The organism is Micromonospora endophytica (assembly GCF_003236305.1).
GTDB lineage: Bacteria > Actinomycetota > Actinomycetes > Mycobacteriales > Micromonosporaceae > Micromonospora > Micromonospora endophytica.
This window is the reverse complement of the sequence record NZ_POTX01000316.1, coordinates 1-5,377: the sequence shown is the minus strand read 5'-3', so window position 1 is coordinate 5,377 and position 5,377 is coordinate 1. Positions and strand designations below refer to the sequence as shown.

Here is a 5,377-nt window from a genome sequence, read left to right as displayed (position 1 = left end):
CTCAGCCCGAACGAGTACGAGGCCGCCTGGCATAGCCGCCAGACCGCACCAGCCGAACCACCTATCGCCACCCCTGCACCAGCCGGCAGCAGGTAACCACCCCTCCATCAAAGCGGGGGGGAACTCAATGGGTCGTCGAACGCACCATCGGCTGGCTCATGCACCACCGCCGACTCGTCCGCGACTACGAAACCCGACCCGACAACTCCGCCAGCATGATCACCCTCGCCATGATCGACAACCTCGCCAAACGCCTCACCACCGAAACCACCCCAACCTGGCGAGAACCCCTAAAAGCACAACAAACACAAAATACGTGAATCAGACGTCCAGTCAGACAACTGCTGATCGCGGGTCGGGGTGGGCCCAGCGGTGCAGGGCGTACCGTCGGCCCTTGTCCTCGACGACCACCGGTTCCTCGCCGGTGGGCCGGTAGCCGGCCGCGCGGGCCACGGCCATGCTGCTGTCGTTGTCCGCCTCGATCTCCAGATACACAGTGGGCAGACCGACGACGGTGTGGGCGTACTCGGTCATCAACCGTAGGGCGCGACTGGCCAGGCGCTGGCCCCGGTACGCCGGGCCGACCGCGTAGCCGATGGTGCCGGCGGCCGGGTTCAGCATCACCTCGCCGCGGGCCAGGTCGTCGCCGCTGGTGATGGCGAGGTAGATCCGGTCCCCGGTGGTCTCCGCGTGGCGGACCCTGGCCAGGTATCCCGCGGCGGCGAGCAGGCCGAAGGGGGTGGGGACCGGCAGGCGATGGGCCATCTCGGGGTGGTCGAAGACCGCCACCAGTTGCGGCAGGTCACGCTCCGCCCACGGGCGCAGCGTCACCCCGTCACCTTCGATTCGTACGTCCGCAGGCCGCACCGGTTCTCCCCGTGGTCGTCGCCGCAGTACGCGCGATGTTAATAGGGGCCCCCTGCTATGCACGAGGCGTTAGTAGGGGGCCCCTCCTTTCATCGGCAGGGGGTGCCGTTGAGGGTGAAGCTGGTGGGGGAGGAGTAGGCGCCGCTCAGGGTGCCCTGGTAGCCGAAGGTGGCGCTGCCGCCGGGGGCGATCGTGCCGTTGTGGCCGATGTTGCGGGCGGTCACCGAGGAACCGCTCTGGTTCACCGTGGCGTTCCAGGAGTTGGTCACCTGCTGCCCGGAGGGCAACGAGTACGCCAGGGTCCAGCCGTTGATGGTGCTCGACCCGGTGTTGGTGATCTGCACGTCGGCGGTGAAGCCGTTGTTCCAGGAGTTGGCGGTGTACCGCACCGCGCACGCACTGTTGCCCGACGGCGGCGGGGTGGTGGGGTTACCGGTCGGCGGCGGGTTGTTGCCACCGCCGTTCACCGCCGCCGAGAAGTTGGTCACCGCCAGGCCGACGCCGCCCTGCCAGGGCTCGAACCCGGCCTGGATGCTGGTCAGGTACCACGAGTTGGTGATCGCACCCCGGTTGCGGGTGTCGTTGATGAAGGCCAGCAGGTTGAGGTTAGCGCCGCTGATCGCCGAGGGGGCGAGGTAGGAGATGACGTTGTTGGAGCCGTTGCTGCCCCGCCAGACCTCCCAGTTGCGGCCGTCGATGGTGGCGTTGCCGACCCGGGAACCGATGGGCTGGATCGAACCCTGCCGGTTGAGCCAGATCATGATCTCCATCTGGTTCACCCCGTCGCGCTTGGGGGAGGGGTCGAGCCAGATGTCGTACGAGGCGTTGTAGGTGGCCCCGCTGACGTACCGGTAGTTGATGCTGCTGGTGGCGCTGCTGATCTGGCTCACCTGCATCGGCAGGTTGGTGCCGGGTGAGCAGTTGGTGTAGTGGCAGCCGAGGAAGACCGACGGGTACGCCGTCGGGGCGCCGTTGGTGGGGCTGCTGCCGTTCTGGGTGGTGATCTCGAAGCCGGTGCTCGTGACGTTGATGCACTGCTGCGCGGTGGTGCCCCAGCGGTTGTTCTGCACCACGTACCGGTTCTGGATCACCGTGGAGCCGTACTGCTCGCAGATCAGCGTGTCGGCGGAGGCGGTGCCGCCGAGGGTCACGGCCACCAGCGAGCTGGCGGCGAGCAGCCCGGCGGCCACGGCCGCCCGTAGGTAACGTCTCATGATGCTCCTTGCGCTGCGGCGTCACAGGAGACGCCGGGACGGGTTGCGGACGGAGCGGTCGGAGGGCACCCGGCGGCGGGGTGGGGGTGCGGGAGCGCTTCCATGCTCATCGCCACATTTACATCCTTGAAACTTCGGGCGCAACCGCTGAGTGGAAACACCGCAGCGGTGATAACGGCGACTCGGCCGCCTCTGGCGTGCCCAGATTGCGCCGAGTAGTGTCTTGCCTTCAACGCGTGCCGAACCCCCCGGAGGCGTACACCCCCATGCGTGGCTCCCCCCTGCGCATCCTCGTCGTCGGCGCGGGCATCGCCGGGCTGGCCGTGGCCCGGGCCCTGCGCCTGGCCGGCTTCCGTCCCGACGTCACGGACAAGGCGCCGTCGGGCGAACTCACCGACGCCGGCCTCTATCTGCCGGGCAACGCCGCCCGCGCGCTCCGCCGGCTCGGTCTCGATGATCCGGTACGCCCGTACGGGCAGGTCATCCGCGCGCAGCGCTTCCTGGACGCCGCCGGTGCGCCGCTCTGCGAGGTCGACCTCGACACGCTCTGGGCCGGGGTCGGTGAATGTCGGGCGTTGCCCCGATCCGACCTGCACCGGGTGCTGCTCAGCGGTGCCGGTGGCGCGGTCCGGCACGGCGCCGAGGTACGCACCATCGAACTGCTGCCGGCCGCCGTCGGCGTCACCTTCGTCGACGGCACCCAGACCGAGTACGACCTGGTGATCGGCGCCGACGGGCTGCGGTCGTCGATCCGGGCGCTGGCCGCACTCGGCGGCCCGCCCCGCCCCGCCGGCCAGGTCGTCTACCGAGGTGTCGTACGCCATGGCCCGGTGGTTGAGGAGTGGACCGCCCTGCTCGGGCGGCGCAGCGGCTTTCTGCTGGTGCCGATCGGCGCGGGTCGGCTGCACTACCACGCGGACGAGGCGGGCACCGAGCCGCCGACCGATCCGCGGGCCCGGCTACGCGAGTTGTTCGGCGACTACGGCGGCCCGGTGCCGGAGGTGCTCGACGCCCTCGACGAGGTGCACGTCAGCACCACCGACGAAGTCGAACTCGGCCGCTGGTACCGGGGGCGGGTGCTGCTGGTCGGCGACGCCGCCCACGCCACCGCGCCGACGCTGGCCCAGGGCGCCGCGATGGCCCTGGAGGACGCGGTGGTGCTGGCCGAGTCGTTGAGCGCCGCGAGCAGCGTGGAGGCGGCGCTCACCGCGTACGAGAGCCGCCGTCGGCCGCGTACCCGATGGGTGCGGGACCGGACCCGGGACCGCGACCGGACCCGCGACGTGCCGCCGGCGCTGCGAGATCCGCTGCTGCGCGGGCGCGGCGGGCGAATCTTCGGCGAGCACTACCGTCTTCTCCTCGGCCCGTTGTGATCCACGCGCGGCGACCCCACGCGGCGCTCCCACCTGCCGGGGACTATCCTCCTTGCGGATGACGGCCCGCCCAAGACAGCGCGTGCCGAGCGGGACAACCCAGAACCGGAGGCCACTCGTGACCACCGTCGCACCCAAGCCGGTCGTGACCCGGCCCTGGCCGGTCCGCGAACCGGTCAAGGGGTCGGCCATCGCACGGCTGCTGCGGACCACGGACGCGAAGCAAATCGGGATCATGTACATGGTCACCGCGTTCGTGTTCTTCATGATCGGCGGCGTGATGGCCCTGATCATGCGGGCCGAGCTGGCCCGGCCCGGGCTGCAGTTCCTGTCGGCTGAGCAGTACAACCAGCTGTTCACCATGCACGGCACGATCATGCTGCTGTTCTTCGCGACGCCCATCGTGTTCGCCTTCGGTAACTACGTCGTGCCGCTCCAGATCGGCGCGCCGGACGTCTCGTTCCCCCGGCTGAACAGCTTCGCCTACTGGCTCTACCTGTTCGGCGGCACCATGGCCACCGCAGGCTTCCTGACCCCCGGTGGGGCGGCGGACTTCGGTTGGACCGCGTACACGCCGCTCAGCACCACCGAGCACTCCCCGGGCGTCGGCGCCAACATGTGGGTGGTCGGCCTGGCCATCTCCGGTCTGGGCACCATCCTCGGTGCGGTCAACCTGATCACCACGATCCTGACCCTGCGCGCCCCCGGCATGACCATGTTCCGGATGCCGATCTTCACCTGGAACATGCTTGTCACCAGCCTCCTGGCGATCCTGGTCTTCCCGCTGCTGGCCGCCGCGCTCTTCGCGTTGGCCGCGGACCGGCTGCTCGGCGCGCACGTGTACAGCCCGGAGACCGGCGGGCCGATGCTGTGGCAGCACCTGTTCTGGTTCTTCGGCCACCCCGAGGTCTACATCATCGCGCTGCCGTTCTTCGGCATCATCAGCGAGATCATCCCGGTCTTCTCCCGCAAGCCGATCTTCGGTTACAAGGGTCTGGTCGCCGCCACCATCGCCATCGCCGGCCTGTCGATGAGCGTCTGGGCGCACCACATGTTCGCCACCGGTCAGGTGCTGCTGCCGTTCTTCAGCTTCCTGAGCTACCTGATCGCGGTGCCCACCGGGATGAAGTTCTTCAACTGGATCGGCACCATGTGGCGGGGGCAGATCAGCTTCGAGACGCCGATGCTGTTCTCCATCGGCTTCCTGGTCACGTTCCTGCTCGGCGGTCTGACCGGCGTGCTGCTGGCCTCGCCGCCCATCGACTTCCACCTGCACGACTCGTACTTCGTGGTGGCGCACTTCCACTACGTGCTCTTCGGCACCATCGTCTTCGCGGTGTTCGCCGGCATCTACTTCTGGTTCCCGAAGATGTTCGGCCGGATGCTCGACGAGCGACTCGGGAAGATCCACTTCTGGCTGACGATGATCGGCTTCCACACCACCTTCCTGGTGCAGCACTGGCTGGGCAACGAGGGTATGCCCCGGCGGTACGCCGACTACCTGCCCGACGACGGCTTCACCACGCTGAACATGGTCTCCACGATCGGCGCGTTCATCACCGGTATCTCCACGCTGCCGTTCATCTACAACTGCTGGAAGTCGTACAAGGCCGGCCCCGTGGTCGAGGTCGACGACCCGTGGGGCCACGGCAACTCGCTCGAGTGGGCGACCAGCTCGCCGCCGCCGCTGCGTAACTTCGACCGGATGCCCCGGATCCGTTCCGAGCGGCCGGCGTTCGACGCCAAGTTCCCCGAGCTGGCTGCCGGGCAGACCATCGCCGGTCCGCCCGAGGGCGGGTCCAAGCCGCTGACCAGCGAGTCCGACGGTGGTGCCAGCTACCAGGAAGACACCGCGAGCGACGCCGACCGCCGCTGACCCCACTCCCACGAACCATCCAACGGGCGCCATCCCCTCCCCGGGGC

At 68.8% G+C, this 5,377-nt stretch carries 4 protein-coding genes and 1 pseudogene; 3 read left to right on the top strand and 2 right to left on the bottom strand.

The genetic code is table 11. The features are described 5' to 3' along the window. Positions 1-125 precede the first annotated feature (125 nt). Positions 126-320, top strand: a pseudogene (locus tag C1I93_RS32790) (IS5 family transposase); the annotation flags it as partial. A gap of 13 nt (positions 321-333) precedes the next feature. On the opposite strand, the gene C1I93_RS27815 reads toward C1I93_RS32790, so the two are convergent. Both C1I93_RS27815 and C1I93_RS27810 read right to left on the bottom strand, forming a co-directional pair. Then, on the bottom strand, positions 334-831 hold the full coding sequence (locus C1I93_RS27815; protein ID WP_181445362.1) for a GNAT family N-acetyltransferase: 498 nt from the start codon (positions 829-831) through the stop codon (positions 334-336). Positions 832-956: 125 nt separating this feature from the next. Then, positions 957-2,081: a glycoside hydrolase family 12 protein gene (locus C1I93_RS27810; RefSeq protein WP_111246236.1), complete on the bottom strand. Its 1,125-nt coding sequence runs from the start codon at positions 2,079-2,081 to the stop codon at positions 957-959. Between the two features lie 266 nt (positions 2,082-2,347). Here C1I93_RS27810 and C1I93_RS27805 point away from each other — a divergent pair, with 266 nt between their 5' ends. Together C1I93_RS27805 and ctaD are read left to right on the top strand one after the other, a co-directional pair. Continuing rightward, entirely contained in the window at positions 2,348-3,454 is a 1,107-nt protein-coding gene (locus tag C1I93_RS27805; protein ID WP_111246235.1) for an FAD-dependent monooxygenase, read from the top strand. 118 nt (positions 3,455-3,572) lie between these two features. Further along, a complete protein-coding gene (gene ctaD / locus C1I93_RS27800) occupies positions 3,573-5,330 on the top strand; it encodes an aa3-type cytochrome oxidase subunit I (RefSeq protein ID WP_111246234.1) in 1,758 nt (585 codons plus the stop codon). The last annotated feature ends 47 nt before the right edge of the window (positions 5,331-5,377 follow it).